The 24,956-nt window shown below is 72.9% G+C and carries 23 protein-coding genes, 1 tRNA gene and 1 pseudogene; 7 read left to right on the top strand and 18 right to left on the bottom strand.

What is annotated here, in order from left to right:
• Positions 1–8: 8 nt before the first annotated feature.
• Together galE and galK are read left to right on the top strand one after the other, a co-directional pair.
• Positions 9–938, top strand: a complete 930-nt coding sequence (gene galE, locus GCE86_RS29225; protein WP_239542341.1) for a UDP-glucose 4-epimerase GalE — start codon at positions 9–11, stop codon at positions 936–938.
• The gene (gene galK, locus GCE86_RS29220; RefSeq protein ID WP_154229882.1) at positions 935–2,092 is read left to right on the top strand and encodes a galactokinase; all 1,158 of its coding nucleotides are present in this window, start codon (positions 935–937) and stop codon (positions 2,090–2,092) included. The genes galE and galK overlap by 4 nt, the downstream gene beginning before the upstream one ends.
• A 59-nt stretch (positions 2,093–2,151) precedes the next feature.
• Here galK and cysN read toward each other — a convergent pair whose 3' ends face one another.
• From cysN to GCE86_RS29170, 10 genes and pseudogenes are all read right to left on the bottom strand, one after another.
• A complete protein-coding gene (gene cysN, locus GCE86_RS29215; protein WP_154229881.1) occupies positions 2,152–3,456 on the bottom strand; it encodes a sulfate adenylyltransferase subunit CysN in 1,305 nt (434 codons plus the stop codon).
• The gene (gene cysD, locus GCE86_RS29210) at positions 3,456–4,367 is read right to left on the bottom strand and encodes a sulfate adenylyltransferase subunit CysD (RefSeq protein WP_154229880.1); all 912 of its coding nucleotides are present in this window, start codon (positions 4,365–4,367) and stop codon (positions 3,456–3,458) included. The genes cysN and cysD overlap by 1 nt, the downstream gene beginning before the upstream one ends.
• A gap of 80 nt (positions 4,368–4,447) precedes the next feature.
• Positions 4,448–5,278, bottom strand: coding sequence for an inositol monophosphatase family protein (locus tag GCE86_RS29205; RefSeq protein WP_154229879.1), 831 nt, complete (start codon positions 5,276–5,278; stop codon positions 4,448–4,450).
• Positions 5,279–5,370: 92 nt separating this feature from the next.
• Positions 5,371–5,961 carry an aminoacyl-tRNA hydrolase gene (gene pth / locus GCE86_RS29200; protein WP_154229878.1) on the bottom strand — a complete coding sequence of 197 codons (591 nt, stop codon included), beginning with the start codon at positions 5,959–5,961 and terminating at the stop codon, positions 5,371–5,373.
• A 100-nt stretch (positions 5,962–6,061) separates the two neighbouring features.
• Entirely contained in the window at positions 6,062–6,754 is a 693-nt protein-coding gene (locus GCE86_RS29195; protein ID WP_154229877.1) for a 50S ribosomal protein L25/general stress protein Ctc, read from the bottom strand.
• A 308-nt stretch (positions 6,755–7,062) separates the two neighbouring features.
• Positions 7,063–8,043, bottom strand: coding sequence for a ribose-phosphate diphosphokinase (locus GCE86_RS29190; RefSeq protein ID WP_154229876.1), 981 nt, complete (start codon positions 8,041–8,043; stop codon positions 7,063–7,065).
• Between the two features lie 52 nt (positions 8,044–8,095).
• A pseudogene (glmU, locus tag GCE86_RS29185) lies at positions 8,096–9,565 on the bottom strand (bifunctional UDP-N-acetylglucosamine diphosphorylase/glucosamine-1-phosphate N-acetyltransferase GlmU).
• 160 nt (positions 9,566–9,725) lie between these two features.
• Positions 9,726–9,797, bottom strand: a tRNA-Gln gene (locus GCE86_RS29180).
• 15 nt (positions 9,798–9,812) lie between these two features.
• Entirely contained in the window at positions 9,813–10,562 is a 750-nt protein-coding gene (locus tag GCE86_RS29175) for a resolvase (protein WP_154229874.1), read from the bottom strand.
• Complete coding sequence (locus GCE86_RS29170) at positions 10,555–11,274, bottom strand: resolvase (RefSeq protein ID WP_154229873.1); 720 nt, start codon at positions 11,272–11,274, stop codon at positions 10,555–10,557. The genes GCE86_RS29175 and GCE86_RS29170 overlap by 8 nt, the downstream gene beginning before the upstream one ends.
• Before the next feature lie 121 nt (positions 11,275–11,395).
• On the opposite strand from GCE86_RS29170, the gene GCE86_RS29165 reads away from it, so the two are divergent.
• Both GCE86_RS29165 and GCE86_RS29160 read left to right on the top strand, forming a co-directional pair.
• Complete coding sequence (locus GCE86_RS29165; RefSeq protein WP_154229872.1) at positions 11,396–12,367, top strand: acyl-CoA desaturase; 972 nt, start codon at positions 11,396–11,398, stop codon at positions 12,365–12,367.
• Positions 12,368–12,408: 41 nt separating this feature from the next.
• On the top strand, positions 12,409–13,092 hold the full coding sequence (locus tag GCE86_RS29160) for a TetR/AcrR family transcriptional regulator (RefSeq protein ID WP_091314339.1): 684 nt from the start codon (positions 12,409–12,411) through the stop codon (positions 13,090–13,092).
• 7 nt (positions 13,093–13,099) lie between these two features.
• On the opposite strand, the gene GCE86_RS29155 is transcribed toward GCE86_RS29160, so the two are convergent.
• The 6 genes from GCE86_RS29155 to GCE86_RS29130 form a co-directional block, all read right to left on the bottom strand.
• Positions 13,100–13,573, bottom strand: a complete 474-nt coding sequence (locus GCE86_RS29155) for a DUF4383 domain-containing protein (protein WP_154229871.1) — start codon at positions 13,571–13,573, stop codon at positions 13,100–13,102.
• Between the two features lie 116 nt (positions 13,574–13,689).
• Entirely contained in the window at positions 13,690–14,145 is a 456-nt protein-coding gene (locus GCE86_RS29150; protein WP_154229870.1) for a DUF4383 domain-containing protein, read from the bottom strand.
• 92 nt (positions 14,146–14,237) lie between these two features.
• The gene (locus GCE86_RS29145) at positions 14,238–16,037 is read right to left on the bottom strand and encodes an ABC-F family ATP-binding cassette domain-containing protein (RefSeq protein WP_154229869.1); all 1,800 of its coding nucleotides are present in this window, start codon (positions 16,035–16,037) and stop codon (positions 14,238–14,240) included.
• 76 nt (positions 16,038–16,113) lie between these two features.
• The gene (locus GCE86_RS29140; protein ID WP_154229868.1) at positions 16,114–17,067 is read right to left on the bottom strand and encodes a 4-(cytidine 5'-diphospho)-2-C-methyl-D-erythritol kinase; all 954 of its coding nucleotides are present in this window, start codon (positions 17,065–17,067) and stop codon (positions 16,114–16,116) included.
• Between the two features lie 83 nt (positions 17,068–17,150).
• Positions 17,151–18,020 carry a 16S rRNA (adenine(1518)-N(6)/adenine(1519)-N(6))-dimethyltransferase RsmA gene (gene rsmA, locus GCE86_RS29135; protein WP_154229867.1) on the bottom strand — a complete coding sequence of 290 codons (870 nt, stop codon included), beginning with the start codon at positions 18,018–18,020 and terminating at the stop codon, positions 17,151–17,153.
• A 13-nt stretch (positions 18,021–18,033) separates the two neighbouring features.
• Positions 18,034–18,990 (bottom strand): TatD family hydrolase, encoded by a 957-nt coding sequence (locus GCE86_RS29130; RefSeq protein WP_154229866.1) that lies wholly within the window; start codon positions 18,988–18,990, stop codon positions 18,034–18,036.
• A gap of 82 nt (positions 18,991–19,072) precedes the next feature.
• Between GCE86_RS29130 and GCE86_RS29125 the strand changes: the two genes are divergently transcribed.
• Together GCE86_RS29125 and GCE86_RS29120 are read left to right on the top strand one after the other, a co-directional pair.
• Entirely contained in the window at positions 19,073–20,311 is a 1,239-nt protein-coding gene (locus GCE86_RS29125) for a hypothetical protein (protein ID WP_154229865.1), read from the top strand.
• Positions 20,312–20,371: 60 nt separating this feature from the next.
• Positions 20,372–21,223, top strand: a complete 852-nt coding sequence (locus tag GCE86_RS29120) for an alpha/beta fold hydrolase (protein ID WP_154229864.1) — start codon at positions 20,372–20,374, stop codon at positions 21,221–21,223.
• A 57-nt stretch (positions 21,224–21,280) separates the two neighbouring features.
• On the opposite strand, the gene metG is transcribed toward GCE86_RS29120, so the two are convergent.
• The gene (gene metG / locus GCE86_RS29115) at positions 21,281–23,083 is read right to left on the bottom strand and encodes a methionine--tRNA ligase (RefSeq protein WP_154229863.1); all 1,803 of its coding nucleotides are present in this window, start codon (positions 23,081–23,083) and stop codon (positions 21,281–21,283) included.
• 138 nt (positions 23,084–23,221) lie between these two features.
• Here metG and GCE86_RS29110 point away from each other — a divergent pair, with 138 nt between their 5' ends.
• Positions 23,222–24,088, top strand: a complete 867-nt coding sequence (locus GCE86_RS29110) for a hypothetical protein (protein ID WP_239542191.1) — start codon at positions 23,222–23,224, stop codon at positions 24,086–24,088.
• A gap of 6 nt (positions 24,089–24,094) precedes the next feature.
• Here GCE86_RS29110 and rsmI read toward each other — a convergent pair whose 3' ends face one another.
• Entirely contained in the window at positions 24,095–24,934 is an 840-nt protein-coding gene (gene rsmI, locus GCE86_RS29105) for a 16S rRNA (cytidine(1402)-2'-O)-methyltransferase (RefSeq protein WP_204341868.1), read from the bottom strand.
• Positions 24,935–24,956: the final 22 nt, after the last annotated feature.

Here is a 24,956-nt window from a genome sequence, read left to right as displayed (position 1 = left end):
TGACCCGGATGCTGCTCGACCACGGTCACGAGGTGACCGTCCTGGACGACCTGCGCACCGGCCACCGGGAAGCGCTCGCCCCCGAGGCGACCCACGTCGACCTGCCGATCCACGAGGCCGCCCGGGTGCTCACCCCCGACGCCGGCTTCGACGGCGTGCTGCACTTCGCCGCCCTGATCGCCGCCGGCGAGTCGATGGTCAAGCCGGAGCTCTACTGGCACACCAACACCGTCGGCTCGCTCGCCCTCATCGACGCGGTCCGCGCGGCCCGGGTGCCCCGGCTGGTCTTCTCCTCCACCGCCGCCGTCTACGGCAACCCCACCGAGCTGCCCATCCCGGAGACCGCCGTCAAGGCCCCCACCAACACCTACGGGGCGACCAAGCTGGCCGTCGACATGGCGCTCACCTCCGAGGCGGTCGCGCACGACCTGGCCGCCGTCTCGCTGCGCTACTTCAACGTGGCCGGGGCCTACCGGCACGACGGGCGGAGCATCGGCGAACGGCACGACCCGGAGACCCACCTCATCCCGCTCGCCCTGGAGGTGGCCGCCGGCCGGCGCGACAAGTTCCAGCTCTTCGGCGACGACTACCCCACCGTCGACGGCACCTGCGTCCGCGACTACATCCACGTCGAGGACCTGGCCCGCGCGCACCTGCTGGCCCTCGACGCCGCCACCGCCGGCCGGCACCGCATCTACAACCTGGGCAACGGCAACGGCTTCACCAACCGCCAGGTCATCGAGGTGGTCCGGGAGGTCACCGGGCACCCGGTGCCGGTCGAGGTGGCCCCGCGCCGTGAGGGCGACCCGGCCGAACTGGTCGCCTCCTCCGCCCTGGCCCGCGCCGAGCTGGGCTGGGTGCCGCAGAAGCCCACCCTCCAGGACATGGTGGGCGACGCCTGGGAGTTCTACCGCACGCACATCCTGGAACAGCGATGAGCGACGTCGCGGCCCGCGCCACCGCCGGCTTCCGGCAGCGGTACGGCGCCGAGCCGGCGGGCCGCTGGGCGGCTCCCGGCCGGGTCAACCTGATCGGCGAGCACACCGACTACAACGACGGCTTCGTGCTGCCGTTCGCGCTGCCGCTGCGTACCGTCGTCGCCGCGGCGGCCGCCGGCGGCGGGCGCTGGTCCGTCTGGTCGGAGCTGGACGACGAGCCCGTGGAGTTCGGGCCGGCCGAGGCCGACGAGCCCGGCGGCGTCGACGGCTGGGCCGCGTACGTGGCCGGGGTGGTCTGGGCCCTGCGCGCCGCCGGCCACGACGTCCCCGGCGCGCGGCTGGCCATCGCCTCCGACGTGCCGGTCGGCTCCGGGCTCTCCTCGTCGGCGGCCATCGAGGCGGCGGTGCTCGCCGCCCTGGTCGAGCTGGGCGGGCTGGACCTGCCCACCGAGCGCTGGCCGCGGCTCGCCCAGCGGGCCGAGAACGACTACGTCGGCGCGCCCACCGGCATCATGGACCAGTCCGCGGTGATCCGCGGCCGGTCCGGGCACGCCCTCTTCCTCGACTGCCGCACCGAGGAGGTCGAGCAGATCCCGTTCGACCTGGACGCCGCCGGGCTCGCCGTGCTGGTCGTCGACAGCCGGGCGCCGCACCGGCACGCCGACGGCGAGTACGCCGCCCGCCGCAAGTCCTGCGAGCGGGCCGCCAAGGCGCTCGGGGTGGCCGCCCTGCGCGACGTCGCCGCCGCCGACCTGGACGCCGCGCTGGCCCGCCTCGACGACGACGAGACCCGCCGCCGGGTCCGGCACGTGGTCACCGAGGACCAGCGGGTGCTCGACACGGTCGAGCTGCTGCGCGCCGGCCGGGTCCGCGACATCGGCCCGCTGCTGACCGCCTCTCACGTCTCGATGCGGGACGACTTCGAGATCACCGTGCCGGAGATCGACACCGCGGTCGAGGCGGCCCTGGCCGCCGGCGCGTACGGGGCGCGGATGACCGGCGGCGGCTTCGGCGGCTGCGTGCTCGCGCTGGTCGACGCGGACGCCGCCGACGCCGTGGCGGCCGCCGTGACGGCCGCGTACGCCGACCGCGGCTTCGCCGCGCCCGGCACCCTCACCGTCCTCCCGTCCCCCGGCGCGACCCGCCTCGACTGACCGGAACGGAAAAAGGCCCCCGGTCGGTGGACCGGGGGCCTTCGCACGTGCTTTCCGCGTCAGCCGGCCTCGACGATCATGCCGGCGCCCACGGTGCGGTTGGTGGTCTCGTCGATGATGACGAACCCGCCCGTGGTGCGGTTGCGCCGGTACTCGTCGGCCAGCAACGGCACGGTCGTCCGCAGCCGCACCCGGCCGATCTCGTTGAGCTTCAGCTCGCCGGCCGTCTCGTCGCGGTGCAGCGAGTTGATGTCCAGCCGGTAGTGCAGCCCGCGCACGATCGCCCGCGCCGAGCGGGTGGTGTGCTTGATGGCGTACTTGCCGCCGACCTGCAGCGGGCGGGTCTCGTCCATCCAGCAGATCATCGCCTCGATGTCCTGCGCGACGCTCGGGGCGTTGTTGGGCCGGCAGATCAGGTCGCCGCGCGAGATGTCGATCTCGTCGGTCAGCCGGACGGTCACCGACATGGGCGGGAACGCCTCGTCGACCGGGCCGTCGGCGGTCTCGACGCTGGCGATCCGGCTGGTGAAGCCCGAGGGCAGCACCATCACCTCGTCGCCGGCCTTGAGCACGCCCGACGCCACCTGACCCGCGTAGCCCCGGTAGTCGGTGACCGTCGTCGACTGCGGCCGGATCACGTACTGCACCGGGAAGCGGACGTCGACGAGGTTGCGGTCCGAGGCGATGTGCACCCGCTCCAGGTGGTGCAGCAGCGACGGGCCCTCGTACCAGGGCATGTTCTCCGAGCGGGTGACGATGTTGTCGCCCTGGAGCGCGGAGATCGGCACCACGGTCAGGTCCGGCACGTCGAGCTTCGCGGCGAACGCCGTGAACTCGTCGGCGATCTGCTCGAACACCTCCTGCGACCAGTCCACCAGGTCCATCTTGTTGACGCACAGGACCAGGTGCGGCACCCGCAGCAGCGAGCAGAGGAACGCGTGCCGGCGGGACTGCTCCACCAGGCCCTTGCGGGCGTCGACCAGGATCAGCGCCAGGTCGGCCGTGGAGGCGCCGGTGACCATGTTCCGGGTGTACTGGATGTGCCCCGGGGTGTCGGCGATGATGAACTTCCGCCGCGGCGTGGCGAAGTAGCGGTAGGCCACGTCGATGGTGATGCCCTGCTCCCGCTCGGCGCGCAGGCCGTCGGTGAGCAGCGCCAGGTTGGTGTACTCGTCGCCCCGCGCCGCGCTGACCGCCTCGACCGCGGCCAGCTGGTCGGTGAACAGCGACTTCGTGTCGTACAGCAGCCGGCCGATCAAGGTCGACTTGCCGTCGTCCACGCTGCCCGCGGTGGCGAACCGCAGCAGGTCCATCGGCCGGGCCGACGCGTCGGCCTCGGCCGGCGCAACAGTCTCGACGCTCATCAGAAGTAGCCCTCCCGCTTGCGGTCCTCCATGGCGGCCTCGCTGACCCGGTCGTCGCCGCGGGTCGCGCCGCGCTCGGTGATCCGGGTGGCGGCCACCTCCTCGATCACCTTCTCCACCGTGTCGGCGTCCGAACGGACCGCCGCGGTGCAGGAGGCGTCACCCACGGTCCGGTACCGCACCTGGGCCTTGAACGCCTGCTCACCGGCGCGGGCGCGGAAGAACTCGTTGACCGCGTAGAGCATGCCGTCGCGCTCGATCACCTCGCGCTGGTGCGCGTAGTAGATCGACGGCAGCGGGATCCGCTCCCGGGCGATGTAGTGCCAGACGTCCAGCTCGGTCCAGTTGGACAGCGGGAACACCCGGATCGACTCGCCCGGGTGGTGCCGGCCGTTGTAGAGCGCCCACAGCTCGGGGCGCTGGTTCTTCGGGTCCCACTGGCCGAACTCGTCGCGGAAGCTGAACACCCGCTCCTTGGCCCGGGCCTTCTCCTCGTCCCGGCGGGCGCCGCCGAACAGCGCGTCGAAGCGGTGCTTCTCCACCGCGTCGAGCAGCACCGGGGTCTGGATCCGGTTGCGCATGCCGTCGGCCGACTCGCGTACCAGCCCCTTGCTCAGAGCCTCCGGCACGCTGGCCACGATGAGCTGGAGACCCAGCTCGGCGACGCGCTGGTCCCGGTATTCGAGAACCTCGGGGAAGTTGTGCCCGGTGTCGACGTGCATCACCGGGAAGGGGATGTTGGCCGGGGCGAACGCCTTCTGGGCCAACCGGAGCATCACGATCGAGTCCTTGCCGCCGGAGAACAGCAGCACGGGCCGCTCCATCTCGGCGACGACCTCGCGCATCACGAAGATGCTCTCCGCCTCGAGCGCGTCCAGATGCGACACCTGGTACGCGGCGGGGGCCGTCATGACACGAACTCGATTCGCTCGGATCCGCACATCGGGATTCCAGACCTTTCCGGTCGGACTCGTGAAGAAGAACGCTCAGGCTACCCGGAATGCCTCTGCAGCGCTGCAAGCAACCGGCTGGCGAGATCCTTGCGGCAGACCAGCAGGTCGGGCAGGCGTGGGTCGGCCTCGTTGTATTTCAGCGCAGATCCGTCGATCCGGGAAGCGTGCAGGCCGGTGGCCGTCGCCACAGCGACCGGAGCGGCCGAATCCCACTCGTACTGACCGCCCGCGTGGATGTACGCGTCGACCTCGCCGGTGACCACAGCGGCGATCTTCGCCCCCGCCGAGCCCATCGGAACCAGATGCGCGCCGATGTCCTCTGCCAGATCGGTCAGGAAAACCGGCGGACGGCTGCGGCTGGCCGCCAACCGGATGGTCCGGCCGCCCGCCGTGGCGGCCTCCAGGGTCATCGGCGGGTACGCCGGCGGGTAGTCCGTGCCCAGCACCCGGTGCTGCGCCGGCAGCCCCACCGCGCCCGCGACCAGACCGTGCGGCGTCGGCGCGCTGCGCGACCAGAGCGCCACGTGCACGGCCCAGTCCGAGCGGCCCTCCTCGGCGAACTCCCGGGTGCCGTCCAGCGGGTCGATGATCCACACCCGGTCGGCGTTCAGCCGGGACACCGCGTCGCTGCTCACCTCGGCCGTCCACGCCAGCCGGGAACCCTCGTCCTCCTCCGACAGCACCGCGTCCGCCGGCCGCCACTTCGCCAGCTCGGTGCGGATCAGGTCGTGCGAGACCTTGTCACCGGCCGACTTCAGCGCCCCCGCGTCGGCGAAGCCCAGCTCCGCGCGCAGGCCCATCAGCGCCTGCCCGGCCCGCGCCGCCAGCCACCGGGCGAACGCGCCGTCGATCATCGGAGGACTGCCCATGATGTTCCCGCTCCCGTCGCCCGCCGTCGCACGTCAGAAGGTCGCAGACTACCGGCACGGGCCCGACCAGCCCGGATGCCCCGCCCAGCGCCTCAGGCGCCGTGGTAGAGGTTCTGCGTCGGCTCCACGCCCTTGGTGACCACCGACTCCACCACGTCCGCCGCCCGGTCCACCAGGAACTCCAGCTCCTTGCGCTCGGCCGGGGAGAAGTCCGACAGCACGTAGTCGGCCGGGTCCTGCCGGCCCGGCGGCCGGCCGATGCCGAACCGCACCCGCACGTAGTCCTTGGTGCCCAGCGACTTCGACATCGACCGCAGCCCGTTGTGGCCACCCTCGCCACCGCCGCACTTCACCCGCAGCTGGCCGTACGGGATGTCCAGCTCGTCGTGCACCGCGATCACCCGCTCCGGCGGGATCTTGTGGAACTGCGCCAGCCCGGCCACCGGGCCACCGGAGAGGTTCATGTAGGTCAGCGGCTTCACCAGCACCAGCTTCGGGCCGCCGAAACCCAGCCGCCCCTCGGCCACCTCGGCCACCGCCCGCTTGTGCCGGCCGAACTTGCCGCCCAGCCGACCGGCCAGCAGCTCGGCCACCATGAAGCCGACGTTGTGCCGGTTGCCCGCGTACTCCCGACCGGGGTTGCCCAGGCCGACCACCAGCCACGGCCCCGCCTCGTCCGTCACGCCACGTCCCTTTCCGCTCTGCCGCCCACCGGCCCGACTCCGATACGCCGACAGGCGCCCCCGGGAACCGGGGACGCCTGTCGCACAGCCTGCGGGCCGATCAGGCCTCGGTCTTCGGCTCCTCGGCAGCGGGCTCGCCCTCGGCCGGAGTGCCCTCCGGAGCCTCGGCGGTCTCCTCGCCGACCTCGGCCTCGGCCTCCTCCTCGGCGACCTCGACCTCGGGGAGCGTGGCCTCGAGCTGCTCGGCGGTCGGGGCGGCGGTCACCGAGGCGACCGGCAGCTCGCCGTCGGCGGCCAGCTCGACGCCGGCCGGCAGCTCGACGTCGGCGGCGGTGATCTGGGTGCCGGCCTCGGCGCCCTCGATCGAGGCCTCCAGGTGGTCCGGCACCTTGGTGGCGTCGGCGGTCACCGCGAGGGTGTCGTGGTCGTGGACGATCAGGGTGTCCTTCGCGGCCTCACCGGTCAGCTGGACCGGGACCTCGACGGTGACCTTCTCGCCCCGGCGGACCAGCAGCAGGTCCACGTGCTCGAAGGTGTCCTTGATCGGGTCACGCTGGATCGCCTTCGGCAGCGCCAGCACCTGGGTGCCGTCGCTGACCTCGATCGCGAAGAGCTGGTTCGCACCGCCCTTGCGGATCGCGGCGGCGAACTCACGCGCCGGGAGCGCGATGTGCTTGGGCTTCTCGCCGTGGCCGTACAGCACGGCGGGCACCTTGCCGGCCCGGCGGGTACGACGGGCACCACCCTTGCCGAACTCGGTACGGGGCTCGGCGCTGATCTTTACCTCGGACACGGGGAAACTCCTGATGCTTTTCGCTGCGGCGGCTTGTCGTCTGGCGGTGCTGGGGCGAGGGGCTCGCTGGGGCTCAAGGTCATGAACGACCGCCCGGAGCACCGCGTCGATGACGGCGCCTCCGTGCGGTGCTTTTCAGCAGCCCGCCGGGCACCCTCGCCGTGGCAACCGCACCAGTCTACCCGAGGGATTTCCGAGCTATCCGGCAGTCCCCATATCACCGCCGGCGACACCGTGCCGGCCACTTCCCGACCGGCTTCCCCGACCGGCGACGACCCGCGAAGGACGCCGCCGGCGGGGCGCCGACCTCAGCTCAGGCCACCGAAGAGGGTGGTCACCGAGCCGTCGTCGAAGACCTCCCGGATCGCCCGGGCCAGCAGCGGGGCGATCGACAGCACGGTCAGCTTGTCCAGCTGCTTCTCCGGCGGCAGCGGCAGCGTGTTCGTCACCACGACCTCGCTGATCGGGCTGTTCTTCAACCGCTCGGTCGCCGGGTCCGACAGCAGCGCGTGGGTGGAGGCCACCACGATCTCCGCCGCGCCCGACTCCTTCAGGATGTCGGCCGCCTTGGTGATCGTGCCACCGGTGTCGATCATGTCGTCGACGATCAGGCAGACCCGGCCCTCGACCTCACCGACCACCCGGTTCGCCACCACCTGGTTCGGCTTCAGCGGATCCCGGGTCTTGTGGATGAACGCCAGCGGGCAGCCACCCAGCCGGTCCGTCCACCGCTCCGCCACCCGCACCCGGCCCGAGTCCGGAGCCACCACCGTCATGGGCCGGCCCGCGTACCGGTGCTCCACGTACTCGGCCAGCACGTCCATGGCGAACAGGTGATCCACCGGGCCGTCGAAGAAGCCCTGGATCTGCGCCGTGTGCAGGTCGACGGTCAGGATCCGGTTCGCGCCCGCCGTCTTCAGCAGGTCGGCCACCAGCCGGGCCGAGATCGGCTCCCGGCCGCGGTGCTTCTTGTCCTGCCGCGAGTAGGGGTAGAAGGGCAGGACCACCGTGATCCGCTTGGCCGAACCACGCTTCAGCGCGTCGACCATGATCAGGGTCTCCATGACCCAGGTGTTGACCCCGTGCGTCACGGACTGCACCACGAAGGCGTCCGAACCGCGCACCGAATCCTTGAAACGTACGAAGATCTCACCGTTGGCGAAATCGTACGAGTCGGAGGGCGTCGGCGCGACGCCGAGCACCTCACCGATCTCCTTGGCCAGCTCCGGAAAACCCCGTCCGGAGAAGAGCATCAGGCTCTTGCGGTTTTCGGCGACGATGCTGCCCATGGGCCCGTCTGCTCCCGTATGTCGGTGGTTCCCGGCGGCGGTGAGCCGGGGACTATTCGGTTGCAGTATCCCCCGTGTTCACCGGTCCTCCCACGGTCTCCGGTCCCCCGTGGATTCAGTCACCTTCACTTGCGGCCGGGGCGGCGTCCGACGCACCCTCGCGGGCCCGCTGCGCCGCCTCCGCGGCCGCCGTGCCGGACCGCTTGCGCAGCACCCAGCCCTCGACGTTGCGCTGCTGACCCCGCGCCACCGCCATGGCCCCGGCCGGCACGTCCGAGATGATCACCGAGCCCGCCGCCGTGTACGCGCCGTCACCCACCCGCACCGGCGCCACGAACATGTTGTCCGCCCCGGTGCGCGCGTGGCTGCCGATCGTCGTGTGGTGCTTGCGCACCCCGTCGTAGTTGACGAACACCGTCGCCGCGCCGATGTTGCTGTGCTCCCCGATCGTCGCGTCACCCACGTACGACAGGTGCGGCACCTTCGAACCCTCGCCGATGGCCGCCTTCTTCGTCTCCACGAACGTGCCGACCTTCGCCTTGCGGCCCAGCCGCGACTCCGGCCGCAGGTACGCGTACGGCCCCACGCTGGCCTCCGGCCCCACCTCGGCGCCCACCGCGTGGCTGCGCACCACGCTCGCGCCCGCGCCGACCGTGGTGTCCACCAGCGTCGTGTCCGGCCCCACCACGGCGCCCGCGCCGACCACCGTCGCGCCCTGCAGCTGCGTGTTCTGGTCGATCACCGCGTCCCGCTCGACGGTCACCGTCACGTCGATCCAGGTGGTGTGCGGGTCGAGGATGCTCACCCCGGTGCGCATCCAGCCCTCGTTCACCCGGTCCCGCAGCAGCCGGCGCAGCGCGGCCAGCTCGACCCGGTCGTTGCAGCCCAGCGTCTCCACGTGGTCGGCGGCGCAGTGCACCGCCACCGGCTCCCCCGCGTCCCGCAGCAGGCCGAACACGTCGGTGAGGTACTCCTCGCCCTGCTCGTTGTCGGTGGAGAGCTTGCCCAGCGCGTCCCGCAGCCGCGCCACGTCGAACGCGTAGATGCCCGCGTTGATCTCCCGCAGCGCGCGCTGCTCCGGGGTGGCGTCGCGCTCCTCGACGATCTGCGCGAGCCGCCCCTCGACGTCCCGGACGATCCGGCCCAGCCCGGTCGGGTCGGGCACCTCGGCGGCCAGCACGGTCGCCGCCGCGCCGGCGCCCTCGTGCGCCTCGACCAGGGCCACCACGGTCTCCGGCCGCAGCAGCGGCACATCCCCGTTGATCACCACGACGGTGCCGGTGGCCTCCGGAACGGCGTCCAGCGCGATCCGGACCGCGTGCCCGGTGCCGAGCTGCCGCTCCTGGAGCACCGGCGTGGCCGCCGGGGCGATCTCGGCCAGGTGCGCGCGCACCTGGTCGGCGCCGTGGCCGACCACGACCACCTGGCGGTCCGCGCCGAGCGGCGCGGCCGCGGCCAGCACGTGACCGAGCAGGGTACGACCGAGCAGCGGGTGCAGCACCTTGGGCAGGGCCGACTTCATCCGCTTGCCCTCACCGGCGGCGAGCACGACAACGGTGCGGAGGTGGGGCTGGGGCACGACGTGGCTCCCGTCGGGACGGCGACAGTCTCGCGGCCATGCTAACCAGACCGCCGGGCAGGCCGCCGCATACCCCAAGAAGGGCGCCTATACCTGAAAACTGCTCGGCCGCCAGGATTCGAACCTGAAACACAAGAACCAAAATCTTGGGTGTTGCCAGTTACACCACGGCCGAAGGGTCGACAACAGCTTAGCGCCTGTTGTCCACCTCCCGATGGCTCGGATCGGGGGCGTGAAGGGCAACCAGCCCCTCCACCACGCCCGCCATCCAGAGGTAGAGCTCGCGCGACCGGGGCACGCGCACCACGAGACAACCCCGGTAGTCCGCACCGACGTTGGTCCGGGCTGTCCTCGGGTTGTGCCGCTTCAGCGTCGGCCGTTGAAAGGAGTCGGAGTCCACACCCAGTTGGGCAGCCCACCAGCGGCCGGCCGCGTCGGCGTCCGCAGTCTCGTGAATGCTCACCCGGTACCGGAGTTCCTGACGGGACCTCCCGGTGGCCTCGACGAATCGAACGAAGAGTTCCACCAGCCGGATGTCGCTGTTGGTGAAGGTGAGGTCGTAGCGGGGATTGGCTGGCTTGCTCTTGGTGCCCTCGCACCAGTAGAGCACCGCGCCGACAAGCAGCAGTTCCCGAAGTGCCGGCGCACCGACCCACTCGGCCCCCTGCTTCCGTGCCTCGCGCTCGACCTCCTCGCGCAGTTTTCGGCGCTCCGTGCGGTGCACCGTCCGACGTGCGTCCGCTATGTGCCGACGCTCGACCGCCGCGGCCGAGGAGCGGTCGAGCGGAAGATGCCCCACCCAGCGGTAGGCGGTCGACTTGGCAATTCCGAGCCCATCCGCGATCTCGTTGACCGTGCGTCCCTCTTCCCGCAGCCGATGCGCCGCTCGCTGCAAGTCGTCCCGGAGGTTTCTCCGTCGAGCGGTCCGATCGTCACTCACCGGCAAGCCCCTCCACCGCCGCCCTGATGCCGGCGATCACGCCCTCGATGCGCCAGTAGAGCTGGCGACTGCGAGGCACAGTAATCACCAGGCAACCGTGGTAGTCGTCGCCTGTGTTCCGGCGGACCGTCGTCACGTTGTGCCGCTTGCGGGTCGGCCGCGCGAAACGCTCGACCGGGAGCCTCAGCCGCTCCATCCACCAGCCCATGGCCGCGTCGACATCGGCGGATTCGTGGATGAGCAGCCGGTAGTTCGCCGCGTCGCGGTCGATCCCACACCCGGCCAGAAACTTGAGGAACAGGGCGAGCAGTCCCGGGTCACTATTGACGAACTCGAGCCGATCCTGGGAACGCCACGGCTTGGACTTGCTTCCCTCGCACCAGTAGATCGCCGCGCCCAGCATCAGCAGGTCGCGGTCGTCGAGCGCGCCGACCGCGCTCGCGGCCCGCTCCTGTTCCGCCGCCCGCGCCTCGTCCCCCGCCGCCCGGTACGCGCCCCACCGCGCGTCCGTCATGGCCTTCGAATGCGCCCGCCGCCGCTCGGCCGTCGCGTCGCGGGCCCGGGGCCGCCGGGTCCACTCGGGTGGTGGCACGCCCCGCAGCAGCGCGTACGTCCGGTCGCGGCCGATGCCCAGGCGGGCCCGGATCTGCGCGACGGAGAGCTGTTCCTCGACGCGCAGGCGGCGCGCCTCGGCGGCGAGCGGATCGGTCACTCCGGCAGGTTAGGACGGGCGTACGACAGGTCCAGCCATCGACGAGTTGACGTGTCCGCTGCGATCTAGACCGTTCCTGGTTACGGTGACGTAGGCGTAGCCCGTACCACTGGGAGGTGCCATGTCGACCACCCTGACCGGCCCGGACAGCGGGCCGAAGCCACTGACCCAGGGCCACCAGTCCCGCGGCATCCTGATCGCCCTGTGGGCCTTCGTGGTCGTCCCGTTCCTCGCCCTGCTGGCCGCCGTGCCGGTGGCCTGGGGCGGCTGGCTGGGCTGGACGGACGTGCTGGTGGCCGCGTTCTGGTACGTGCTGTCCGGCCTCGGCATCACCGTCGGCTACCACCGCTACTTCACCCACGGCTCGTTCAAGGCGAAACCGTGGCTGCGGGCCACCCTGGCGGTGGCGGGTTCGTTCGCCGTGCAGGGCGAGATCATCCAGTGGGTGGCCGATCACCGGCGGCATCACGCGTTCTCCGACCAGGAGGGCGACCCGCACTCGCCGTGGCGGTTCGGGGAGAGCATCGGTGGGCTGACCAAGGGTCTGTTCCACGCGCACGTCGGCTGGTTGTTCAACCGCGAGCTGTCGAACCGGGAGCGATTCGCGCCGGATCTGCTGGCCGATCCGGTCACCCGCCGCGTGGACCGGCTGTTCCCGGTGCTCGTGGTGGTGTCGGTGCTGGGGCCGGCGGCGATGGGCGGCCTGCTCACCGGGTCGTGGCGGGGCGCCCTGACCGCGTTCTTCTGGGGCGGCCTGGTCCGGATCGCGCTGCTGCACCACGTCACCTGGTCGATCAACTCGGTCTGCCACGTCTACGGTGAGCGCCCGTTCGCGGTGCGGCAGGGCGACCGCGCGTCGAACTTCTGGCCGCTGGCCCTGCTGTCGTTCGGGGAGAGCTGGCACAACCTGCACCACGCGGAGCCGACCAGCGCGCGGCACGGCGTGCTGCGGGGGCAGGTGGATCCGTCGGCGCGGGTGATCTGGCTGCTGGAGAGGGCGGGTGCGGCCTGGTCGGTGCGGTGGCCGAAGCCGGAGCGGATCACGGCGAAGCTGGTGGAGCCGGGGCGGGTGCGCGGCCGGCCGGCGCGGTAACCGGTCGATCGACGAGGGGCGGGTTTGGCAGGATGGGCCGGGTGACCGACGTTCCCGGCAGCGACGCCAGCACCGCCCGGCGGCGGGCCGTCCCGGCGGCAAAGCCCTCCCGGGTACGGATGTCCGCGACCCAGCGGCGCGAGCAGTTGATCTCGATCGCCCGGCAGATCTTCGCCGAGCGCGGGTTCGACGCCACCTCGATCGAGGAGGTGGCGGCCCGCGCGAAGGTCTCCAAGCCGGTGGTCTACGAGCACTTCGGCGGCAAGGAGGGGCTCTACGCGGTGGTGGTGGACCGGGAGGTCCGCTCGCTGCTGGACCGGATCACCACGGCGTTGACGGCGGGGCATCCGCGGGAGCTGCTGGAGCAGGCGGCGTTGACCCTGCTGACGTACATCGAGGAGGAGACCAGCGGTTTCCGGGTGCTGGTCCGCGAGTCGCCGTTGATGTCGGCGACGGGCAACTTCAGCAGCGTGATGAACGACGTGGCGCACCAGGTGGAGCACATCCTGGGCGCGGAGTTCTCCAGCCGGGGCTACGACCCGAAGCTGGCGGAGCTGTATTCGCAGGCGCTGGTGGGCATGGTGGCGCTGACCGGGCGCTGGTGGTTGGAGGTGCGTAAGCCGCGGAAGGAGACGGTGGCGGCGCACCTCGTGAACCTGGCCTGGAACGGCCTGTCGCACCTCGAGGCGAAGCCGGGTCTGATCACGGTCCGCAAGCGGGGCTGAGCCGCGTTCAGCGGTGGGCGTCGGCGACGGGGTGGTTGCGGCGGCGCCGTTCCTCGGCGGCGTGCTCGTCGGTGCCGACCTTGTCGTAGAGGCCGGTGGCGAGCAGGATCAGCCCGAACACCAGCGAGATGAGCACGGTCGACATCCCGAAGTTGAGGAAGTTCGCCGAGGTCTGCAGCACGGCCATCATGAGGATGCCGGTGACCAGGAAGACCGCCCCGGCGGTCAGGTTCATGTAGTGGCCGAGGTTGCCGCGGCGGGACGCGCCGATGATGAGGAAGGCGCCGAAGACCACGGAGACCAGGGCGAACGCCAGGTTGGTGCGGAGGCCGAGGGCCGAGGTGTTCTCCCGGCTGAAGAGCCCTTCGCCCCAGGTCTCGAAGACGCCGTAGACGCCGAAGACCAGGATGTAGAGGCCGATGAGCCCGGACAGGATCCGGTAGAGCGGCCGTGCGGGGTGGTTCACCGGGAAGTGCGCCATGGGAGCCTCCGGTCGGGTGACTGGTTTTGGCGCAATTGTCCCTCGTGCCGCCCGCTCCCGTCCCCGGAAAACGCCGAAGGCCCGGCGGGCGCCGGGCCTTCGGGAACGGGTGCGGGTCAGAGCACCAGCCGGGCCTTCTGCCAGGCCTCGTGCTCCTCGTCGCTGCCGACCTTGCCGTACATGCCGACCATCAGGAGCACCAGGGAGAGGGTGAGCACCACGATGTCGGTCATGATCGAGAAGTTGAAGATGTTGGCGTCGGTGTGCAGGAACGCCAGCTCGGCCAGACCCAGGGCCATGAGGGCGTAGGCCAGCCACTGGTTGATCGCCACGTCGAGGTTGCGGCCGATCGCGGTGCCGATCAGGATCGCGACGCCGAGCAGGATCACGAGCATCGAGAAGCCGAGGTTGGTGCCCTGGCCGAGGACCTTGGTGTCGTCCTGGGCGAGGACGTCGTCGCCGGCGCTGGTGATGATGCCGAGCACGCCGAAGACGATGAAGTACAGACCAACGAGCCCGCCGATCGCCCGGTAGACAGGCCGCGCGGGGTGGTTGACGGGGGTGTGGGCCATCTGTGCGTCTCCAAGACCGAACGGAAGAGGGGTCGCCTGCGATTGTCCCGCACGCCCGTCAGTGACGCCGCACACCCCCCACCCCGGGCGGGTCAGCTGGCCGGCAGCTCATCGGCGAGGGCCAGCCAGGTCTCCTCGGTGCGGTCCCGCTCGGCGCGGATCTCCTTGAGCTGGGCGTCCAGCTCGGCGACCTTCGCGTAGTCGGTGGCGTTGGCGGCGAGCTGCTCGTGCAGCGTCGCCTCCTTCTGTTCGAGCTTGGCGATCTGGCGTTCCAGCCGGCTGAGTTCCTTCTTGGCGGTGCGTACCTCGGCGGCGGACATGCCCTCGCGGGCCGGGCCGGCCGCGGCCGCGGTGAGGTCGGCGGGTGCGGGGCCGCCGCGGGCCGCGGCGCGGGCCAGGTACTCGTCGACCCCGCCGGGCAGGTGCACGAGCCGGCCGTCGCCGAACATCCCGTACGCGACGTCGGTGACCCGCTCGATCAGGTAGCGGTCGTGGCTGGCCACGACGATCGTGCCGGGCCAGGAGTCGAGCAGGTCCTCCAGCGCGGCGAGGGTGTCGGTGTCCAGGTCGTTGGTGGGCTCGTCGAGGAGGAGCACGTTGGGCTCGCCGGCGAGCAGCCGCAGCATCTGGAGCCGGCGGCGCTCGCCGCCGGAGAGGTCGCTGACCGGGGTCCAGAGCCGCCGGTCGTCGAAGCCGAAGACCTCGGCGAGCTGGGCGGCGCTGATCTCCCGGTCGCCGAGCTGCACCCGCCGGGCCACCTCCTCGACGGCTTCGAGGACGCGCAGGTGGCCGGGGAGTTCGGCGAGTTCCTGGGAGAGGAACGCGGGGCGGACGGTCTGCCCGGCGGCGAACCGCCCGCCGTCGGGGCGGGTCACCCCGGCGAGCATGCGCAGCAGGGTGGTCTTGCCGGCGCCGTTGCGCCCCAGGATGGCGACCCGGTCGCCGGGGCCGACCTGCCAGGTGAGGTCGCGCAGGATCTCCTTCGGGCCGGCGTGCAGGGTGACGTCGTCGAGGTCGTACACCTGCTTGCCGAGCCGGGCGGTGGCGAGCCGTTGCAGCGACATGGTGTCGCGCGGTTCCGGCACGTCGGCGATGAGCGCGTTGGCCGCGTCGATCCGGAACTTCGGCTTGGAGGTGCGGGCCGGCGCGCCGCGGCGCAGCCAGGCGATCTCCTTGCGGAGCAGGTTCTGCCGGCGGGCCTCGGTGGCGGCGGCGACGCGCTGCCGCTCGGCGCGGGCCAGGGTCCAGGCGGCGAAGCCGCCCTCGTAGGCCCGGACGGCCTGGTCGGCGACCTCCCAGGTGGCGGTGCAGACCGCGTCCAGGAACCAGCGGTCGTGGGTGACCACGACGAGCGCGCCCTTGCGGGTGACGAGGTGCCGGGCCAGCCAGTCGACGCCGCCGACGTCGAGGTGGTTGGTGGGCTCGTCGAGGATGAGCAGGTCGGCGTCGCGGACCAGCAGGGCGGCGAGCGCGACGCGGCGGCGTTCGCCGCCGGACATCGGGCCGACCGGCGCGTCGAGCCCGAGGTGGGCCATGCCGAGGCCGTCGAGGATGGCCCGCACGCCGGCGTCGCCGGCCCACTCGTGTTCGGCACCCATGCTCTGGCCGAGCCAGGCGGTGCCGAGCACCACGTCCCGGACGGTGGCCTCGGGGGCCAGGTCCAGGGTCTGCGGCAGCCACAGGACCCGCAGGTCCCGGCGGTGGGTGACGCGGCCGTCGTCGGGCTCCTCCTGCTTGGTCAGCAGGCGCAGCAGGGTGGACTTGCCGGCGCCGTTGAGGCCGACGACGCCCACCCGGTCGGCGTCGTCGAGGCCGAGCGACACGTCGGTGAGCAGCGGCCCGGCGGCGCCGTACCCCTTGGACACCCGGTCCAGGTTGACGATGTTGGCCACGAACCCACCTTTCATGATCAAGGCGCCCCGGTGCCCGGGACGCCCGACTCAAGGGTACGCGGCCGGCCGTCGCGCCTCAGGCGACGCGGGCGCCGGGGACCGGGCCGTGCGCGACCCGGGCGTCCCGGCAGACGCCCGCGGCGGCCAGGTCGGCGGCGATCCGGCCGGCGTGCGCCTCGTCGGTGGCGAGGAAGACGCAGGTGGGGCCGGAGCCGGAGACGAGTCCGGCGAGCGCTCCGGCCGCCTCCCCCGCCTTGAGCGTCTCGGCCAGCGCCGGGCGCATGGTCAGCGCGGCGGCCTGGAGGTCGTTGCCGAGGGCGGCGGCGAGCACCCTCGGGTCGCGCTGGCGCAGCGCGCCGAGCAGCCCGTCGGTGCTGCCCAGGGGCTCGCCCGCGGTGCCGGCGTCGCGGAGCCGGTCCAGCTCCCGGTAGGCGGCCGGCGTGGAGAGGCCGCCGTCGGCGACGGCCACCACCCAGTGCCAGGAGGTGGGGCGGGCCAGCACCGGGCTGACCGCCTCGCCCCGCCCGGTGCCCAGCGCGGTGCCGCCGTGGATCAGGAACGGCACGTCGGAGCCCAGGTCGGCGGCGATCCCGGCGAGTTCGTCGCGGGACAGCCCGGTGCCCCAGAGCGCGTCGCAGGCGACCAGCGCGGCGGCCGCGTCGGCGCTGCCACCGGCCAGCCCACCGGCGAGCGGGATCTGCTTGCGCAGGTGCAGCCGGGCGTGCGGCAGGACACCCGCGTAGCCGGCGAGGGCGTGGGCGGCCCGGATCACCAGGTTGGTGTCGTCCAGCGCCAGCTCGCCGGCGCCCTCGCCCTCCATGGTGAGGGTGAGCGTGTCGCCCCGGCGGGCGGTCAGCTCGTCGTAGATCGAGATCGCGTGGTAGACGGTGTTCAGCTCGTGGTAGCCGTCGCGGCGCAGCGGCCCCACCCCGAGGTGCAGGTTGACCTTGGCCGGCACCCGCACCTTCACCGGGCCGCTGGCCCCGCGCCGCTGCCCGTCCTCGTCGTCCGGTCGCCAGGCCTCGGTCACGGGGCGATGTCCCGCGGGCGCAGGCGGATGTCGAACGGCTTCTGCACGGTCAGCTCCTCGGCGGGGTGGGCAACGGCGCCAGCCTACTGGGCGGCGGCGGAGGCGGCCGGGGCCGACGCGGCGATGGCCGCGAACTGCTCCACGGTGAGTGACTCCCCGCGCGCGCCGGGGTCCACACCGGCGGCGGTGAGCGCCGCGGCGGCCCGGTCCGCGCCGCCGGCCCACCCGGCGAGGGCGGCGCGCAGGGTCTTGCGGCGCTGCGCGAACGCCGCGTCGACCACCGCGAAGACGGCCTCCCGGGGTACGTCGGCGCGGGGCGGCTCGCGCCGGGTGAAGGCGACCAGCCCGGAGTCGACGTTCGGCACCGGCCAGAAGACGTTCGGCGGCACCTTGCCGGCGGCCCGGGAGCGGGCGTACCAGGCGAGCTTGACCGACGGGACGCCGTACACCTTGGAGCCGGGACCGGCGACGAGCCGGTCGGCGACCTCCTTCTGCACCATCACGAGGCCGTGGCGCAGGGTGGGCAGCTCGGCGAGCAGGTGCAGGACCACGGGCACGGCCACGTTGTACGGCAGGTTCGCGACCAGCGCGGTCGGCGCCGGGTCGGCCAGCTCGGCGGCGGTGACCCGCAGCGCGTCGGCGGGGTGCACGGTGAGCCGGGCGGCGTCGGGGCCGGCGAACCGGGCGGCGGTGTCCGGCAGCGCGGCGGCCAGGGCCCGGTCGAGTTCCACGGCGTGCACGTGCGCGGCCACCGGCAGCAGCGCCAGGGTGAGCGAGCCGAGCCCGGGGCCGACCTCCAGCGCCACGTCGTCCGGGGCGAGGCCGGCCGTGGTGACGATCCGGCGCACGGTGTTCGGGTCGTGCACGAAGTTCTGGCCGAGCTTCTTGGTCGGCGTCACGCCGAGCCGCGCGGCGAGCTCCCGGATCTCCGCCGGGCCGAGGAGTCCGGTCACGCCGGGCATCCTTTCACCACGGCCCGAAGGCGCGCTCGCCGGTCGCGGAGATGGCCGCGCACAGCTCGTCGAGGTCGGCGCCGGTGGTCTCGGCCAGGAACCGCACGGTCAGCGGGATCAGGTACGAGGCGTTCGGCCGCCCGCGGTGCGGCATCGGCGTCAGGTACGGCGCGTCGGTCTCGACCAGCAGTTGCCCGGGCGGGGTGACGGCGGCGGCCTCGCGGAGCGCCGACGCGCTGCCGAAGGTGACCGTGCCGGCGAAGCTGAGCAGGTAGCCGCGGCGGACGCACTCGCGGGCGAAGTCGGCGTCGCCGGAGAAGCAGTGCAGCACCACGGTGTCCGGGGCGCCCTCGTCGTCGAGGACCCGCAGCACGTCGGCGTGCGCGTCCCGGTCGTGGATGACCAGCGCCTTGCCGTACCGCTTGGCGATGGCGATGTGCGCCCGAAAGCTCTCCTCCTGCGCGGCCCGCCCCTCGTCGCCGGTGCGGAAGAAGTCCATCCCGGTCTCGCCGATGCCGCGGACCCGCTCCCGGCCGGCGAGGGCCTCGATCTGGCGCAGCGCCTCGTCCAGGTCGGGCAGGCGCGGCGCCTCGTTCGGGTGCAGGGCCACGGTGGCCAGGACCGCGCCGTAGCGCTCGGCGACGTCGGCGCCCCACCGGGACGACTCGACGTCCACGCCGACCTGCACGAGCCGGTCCACGCCGACCCCGGCGGCCACCGCGATCGCCGCCGCCACCGGGTCGTCGGCCGGGGCTGGGCCGCTGTTCGCTCGCGACTGCGGGGCTCGCAACCCCGGCTCACTCCTCGCGCTTCGCAGGGGCACGCCGTATTCGCTGACCGTGATGTCGAGGTGGGTGTGGCTGTCCAGCACGGGCACGGCCAGCGCCTCCGGGGCGGGCGGGAACTCACCGGCCCGGCGGGCGGCGCGCTGCTTGCGGGTTTCGGTCTGCTCGCTCATCGCGGCCAGCATCACACACCGCCACGGGCCGGCGTTTCCGGACCGCCATCGACTGTTCACGTCCACAACATCTGCCGCGCCTACGGTCCGGTGCGTGACCGTCACTCCTCAGGCCAACGGGTCCGCCGCCGAGCGGACCGGGCTGCGCGTGACGTACGACGGCCGCGTCCACCCGGCGGAGGAGATCGCCCGGGGCGCGGCGTACGAGCTGTTCAGCGCCGACGAGGCGCCCGGTTTCGAGTGGGCGCCCCGGCCCGGGGTGGCGTACCCGTGGCGGAGGTTCGTGCACGTCACCGAGGTGAGCGCGGTGCACGGGGCGACCGAGCCGACCGAGGAACTCGACCCGCCGCTGCTCATGCCGCTGCACCGGGAGCACGGCTGGGCGTACCTGCACCAGCTCAGCCAGCAGCCGGGCGCGGCCGGCGACCCGACCCTCGCGGCGGTGCGCAGTTCGGCGGTGATCCGGCCGGGCACCCGGATGGTGAAGGTGCTCTCCGCGCGCCAGCTCGCCGGCTACGTGCGGGGCTGGCTGCCGCACGGCTTCTGCCACCGGGAGCACGACGTGGCGCACCTGCACACGCCGGCGGGGATGGCGCTGCTGCGCGGTGACTCGGACGGCGGCGACGTGGCGTACGCGCTGCGCTGGCGCGCCACCGACCCGGCCGACTACGACGTGCCGGTCGGCCCGGCGCACCAGGGGCTGACCAGCCTGCCGCCGCGGGACCGGCTCGGGCCGCCGGTGCTGGGCACCGGGTTCGTGCCGAGCAACGCCCAGCTCATCCCCGAGTTCGTCACCCGCGACTTCGCCGACCTGCCGATGCCGGCGAACGCGACCCTGCTCGCCTACCCGGCGGAGGGGGTGGAGGTGGTGCTCTACACCTACCAGGCGGAGCAGCGGGGCTGGCTGCGCATGGTCGGCCCGCAGTGGCGGCACCTGCTGGCCGCGGTGCCCGGCCTCTCCCCCGACCAGGAGTACGTGCCGACCGGCGACGCGCCCCGCTCCACCCAGCTCGTCGGCGGCTACGGCGGCGCCGAGTACGAGGCGGTGGCCGACCAGCCCGGCGGGTTCCGGGTGCTGGCCATGACCCGGGCGGCCCGGTACCCGGTGGAGTCGGCGGCCCGCCGGCTGCGCTACGCCGCCTGGCGCGGGGTGCCCTGCCTGGTGCTGCGGGAGGAGGCGGGCTGGCTGCGGCTGCGGCTGTGCCGGCCCGATCCGGACGCGGTGACCACGACCGGGGCGCAGTGCCACGAGCGGGGCGTCTACGAGACGTGGGCGCCGGGCGCCGAGCTGACCGACGACCGGGTGGTGGATCTGCCGTACCGGACGGCATAACGGGGAGCGGGCGGGGAAAGCGCGGGCGTCCGAGACGCACGCAAGGGGAGAGAACCCGCCATGCCTTTCGTCACCGTCGGTACGGAGAATTCCGCACCCATCGACCTCTACTACGAGGATCACGGCTCCGGCCAGCCGATCGTCCTGATTCACGGGTTCCCGTTCAACGGGGCGACCTGGGAGAAGATGGCCAATCCGCTGCTCGCGGCCGGCTACCGGGTGATCACGTACGACCGGCGCGGATTCGGCAACTCCGCCCAACCGGCGTTCGGCTACGACTACAACACCTTCGCGGCCGACCTCGACGTGCTGATGACCGAGTTGGACCTGCGCAACGCGATCCTCATCGGGCACTCGATGGGCACCGGCGAGGTGACCCGCTACCTCGGGGCGTACGGGTCGGACCGGGTGGACCGGGCGGTATTGATGGCCCCGTTGGCGCCGTTCCTGCTGAAGACGGCCGACAATCCGGAGGGGGTCGACAAGAGCCTGTTCGAGGGGTTCAAGGCGGCCATCATCCAGGACCGGTTCGCCTACCTGACCCAGTTCTGCGACGCCTTCTTCAACTACAGCGAGAACAAGGGCAAATGGGTCAGCGAGGAGGCGTACCGGGCGCACTGGGAGATCGGCGCGCGGGCGTCGGCGAAGGGCACCCACGACTCCGTGGACGCCTGGCTCACGGACTTCCGGGGCGACCTGCCGAACATCAACATCCCCGTGCTGATCATCCAGGGCGACAAGGACAACGTGCTGCCCTACCCGGTCACCGGCCAGCGGTTGCAGCACATGCTGTCCGACTGCCGGATGGTCACCCTGAAGGGCGCGCCGCACGGCACGCCGTGGACGCACCCGACCGAGGTCAACAAGGCGATCATGGAGTTCATCGGCGCGCCGCAGATGGCCCGCGCCTGAGCCACCGACGCTGGCGGCCCCGGGTTTCCCCGGGGCCGCCGTCGTGCGTCGGTCGGCTCAGCCGGCCAGCCGGGCGAGCTCCTCGTCGACGATCGACGGGTCGAGCTTGCGGAACACCGGCTTCGGCGCCGCGAGCGGCCGGCCCACCTCCAGGGGTACGGACTCCCAGCGCGCCCCGACCGTGTAGTCGCCGGTCAGCACCGGGTATCCCGGCCCGCCGTCGAGGTCCTCGACCTCCTCGATCCGCGGCATGGGTGCGTGCACCCCGGTGCCGCCGAGCAGCTCGTGGATCTTCTGCGCGGAGTGCGGCAGGAACGGGGTGAGCAGCGTGTTGGCGTCGCTGACCACCTGGAGGGCGACGTGCAGGATGGTGCCCGTCCGCGGCTTGTCGTCCTCGCCCTTGAGCTTCCAGGGCGCCTGCTCGGACAGGTACTTGTTGGCCTCGGCCACGACCTTCATGGCCTCGCCGATGGCCTGCTTCTGCCGGTGCCGGGCGATCAGGTCGCCGACGGTGGCGAAGCCCGCCTTCGCGGTGTCCAGCAGGGCCTGGTCGGCCTCGGTGAGCCCGGCCGGGTCGACCGGCGGGATCGCGCCGAAGTTCTTCGCCGCCATCGAGACGGACCGGTTGACCAGGTTGCCCCAGCCCGCCACCAGCTCGTCGTTGTTGCGGCGGAGGAACTCGGCCCAGGTGAAGTCGGTGTCGTTGCTCTCCGGGCCGGCCACCGCGATGAAGTAGCGCAGCGCGTCGGCGTCGTACCGCTCCAGGAAGTCGCGGACGTAGATGACCACCTTGCGGGAGGAGGAGAACTTGCGCCCCTCCATGGTCAGGTACTCGCTGGAGACCACCTCGGTGGGCAGGTTGAGCCGGCCCAGCCGGCCCGGCTCGCCGTCCCGGGAGCCCTCGCCGGAGTAGCCGCCGAGCAGCGCCGGCCAGATCACCGAGTGGAAGACGATGTTGTCCTTGCCCATGAAGTAGTAGGCCCGGGCATCCTTGCCCTCGCCGTCGGCGGACCACCACCTCCGCCAGGCCTCCGGGTCGCCGGTGCGGCGGGCCCACTCGATCGAGGCGGACAGGTAGCCGATGACCGCGTCGAACCAGACGTAGATCCGCTTGTCGGGCCGGTCACGCCAGCCGTCGAGCGGGATCGGCACGCCCCACTCCAGGTCCCGGGTGATGGCCCGGGGCTGGAGGTCGTCGAGCAGGTTGCGCGAGAAGCGCAGCACGTTGGGCCGCCAGCCCTCCCTGCCGTCCAGCCACTGCCGCAGCGCGTCGGCCAGGGCGGGAAGGTCGAGGAAGAAGTGCTCGGTCTCCACGAACTCCGGCGTCTCGCCGTTGATCTTCGACCTGGGGTTGATCAGGTCGACCGGGTCGAGCTGGTTGCCGCAGTTGTCGCACTGGTCGCCCCGGGCGCTGTCGTAGCCGCAGATCGGGCAGGTGCCCTCGATGTAGCGGTCGGGCAGGGTCCGGCCGGTCGACGGGGAGATCGCCCCGGTGGTGACCTTGGGGACGATGTAGCCGTTGCGGTAGAGGCCCTCGAACAGCTCCTGCACCACCGCGTAGTGGTTGCGGGTGGTGGTCCGGGTGAACAGGTCGTACGACAGGCCCAGCGCCCGCAGGTCCTCGGCGATCACCCGGTTGTAGCGGTCGGCCAGCTCGCGGGGGGTGACGCCCTCGGCGTCGGCCTGCACCTGGATCGGGGTGCCGTGCTCGTCGGTGCCGGAGACCATGAGCACGTCGTGACCGGCCATCCGCATGTACCGGGCGAAGACGTCGGAGGGAACGCCGAATCCGGATACGTGGCCGATGTGGCGCGGGCCGTTGGCGTAGGGCCAGGCGACCGCGGCGAGAACGTGACTCATGAGCGTCAAGCCTAGTGATTGCCACGGGCCACCTGCGAACCAATAGGGCGCGTCCCACGTGCCGACCCCCGCCGTACGCCCGATTTGTCGCCGACACGCGGCCTGAGCTGCCCGGCGGCCCCGACCGGCCGGTGTGAAATGAACGGCGTGACCAGCAGACCAACGGCGCCCGGGCCGGGTGGGCCCTCCTCCGCGGCGGCGGCCGGGGACGCCGCGCCGCGGACGGCGCGCGGGGCGTCGGTGGCTCCCCAGCCCCGGCTGGACCCGGCGGACCCGCCCGTGGCGGTGGAGCCGACCACCGGGGCTCCCGTGGACGCCGTGCCGCGCCGGGTGCCGGTCCGGCAGCCGCGCTGGCAGCGGCGTTCGGGCACGGCGGAGGGCGGGACGGCCTGGGCACCGATCGAGGAGGTGCACTGGGACGGCACCCCGCTGCGGGAGGAGCCGCGCCGCCGGTCCGCCCCGTGGCCGGTGCGCCGGTGGGCGGCCCGGCGCGAGCGGGCCCGCGCGGCCCGGCCCCCGGACCCGGTCACCGGGCTGTCCGTCCTGCTGTCGCTCACCCTGGTGGCCGCGTTCTTCGCCTGGGTGAGCGCCGGCCCGCTCTGGCTGGCCGTGGGGCACGGGACCAGCGGCACGGCGGTGATCACCGACTGCACCGGCGGCGGGCTGACCCAGCGCTGCCGGGGGCTCTTCCTGGCCGACGGCCAGCGCTTCCTGGCCCACGGGGTCCGGGTCGCCGGGGTGCCGGCCGAGCGCAGCGCCACCGGCTCGGTCCTGCCCGCCCGGATGACCGGGCCGGCCGCCGGCACCGCCTACGCGGACGCCGGCGCCGGCCGGCACCTGCGCTGGCTGCTCGGGCTGCTGCTGGTCGCCGGCTGCGCCGCCGGGATCGCCCGGTGGACGGGCGCGACCCGGCTGCCGGACCCCCGGCACCGCCGCTGGGCGGTGGGCGTGGCGCTGGCCGGCCCGCTGCTGATCACCGTCGGGTTCCTGGCCGCGGCCTGGTGAGGGCGGTCAGCTGTGCACGACCGTGTAGACCTCGCGGCGGCGTAGGCCGTACTCCGTCGCCACCTCGGTGACGGCGTCGCGCCGCGACAGGCCGGCGGCCTCGCGCGCGGCCACGGCGGCGCGCAGGGTGTCGTCGTCGGGCCGGACCGCCGCGGCCGGCGGCGCCCCGGCCACGACCAGGGTGATCTCGCCACGCGGCTCGCCCGCCGCGGCCCACTCGGCCAGCTCGCCGAGCGGCCGGCGGACCACCTCCTCGTACGTCTTCGTCAGCTCCCGGCAGAGCGCGGCGGGCCGGTCCGGGCCGAACGCCTCGGCCAGGTCGGCCAGCGCCCCGGCGATCCGGTGGGGCGCCTCGAAGAGCACCAGGGTGCGCTCCTCGGCGGCGAGGGCGCGCAGCCGGGACCGGCGGGCGCCGGGCGTGCGGGGCAGGAAGCCCTCGAAGCAGAACCGGTCGCAGGGCAGCCCGGACAGCGCCAGGGCGGTGGTCACGGCGCTCGGGCCGGGGGCGGCCGTCACCGGGATCCCGGCGTCGAGGGCGGCCCGGACCAGCCGGTAGCCGGGGTCGGAGACGCTGGGCATGCCGCCGTCGGTGACCAGCGCGATCGTGTAGCCGCCGGCGAGCACGTCGACCAGTTCCAGGGTGCGCCGCTCCTCGTTGCCCTCGAAGTAGGAGACGATCCGGCCCGGGACCGTGACCCCCAGGTCGCGGGCCAGCCGGGTGAGCCGGCGGGTGTCCTCGGCGGCGACCACGTCGGCGGCGGCGAGCACCTCGCGGAAGCGGGCCGAGGCGTCGGCCGGGTTGCCCAGTGGCGCGCCGAGCAGCACCAGGCGACCAACCTCGGACATTTCACCCACGGCGTGCGCTCCT

The sequence above is a fragment of the Micromonospora terminaliae genome, from assembly GCF_009671205.1.
Classification (GTDB): Bacteria; Actinomycetota; Actinomycetes; order Mycobacteriales; family Micromonosporaceae; genus Micromonospora; species Micromonospora terminaliae.
The sequence above is the reverse complement of the archived record's forward strand: the minus strand, read 5'-3'. Positions and strand labels throughout refer to the sequence as shown.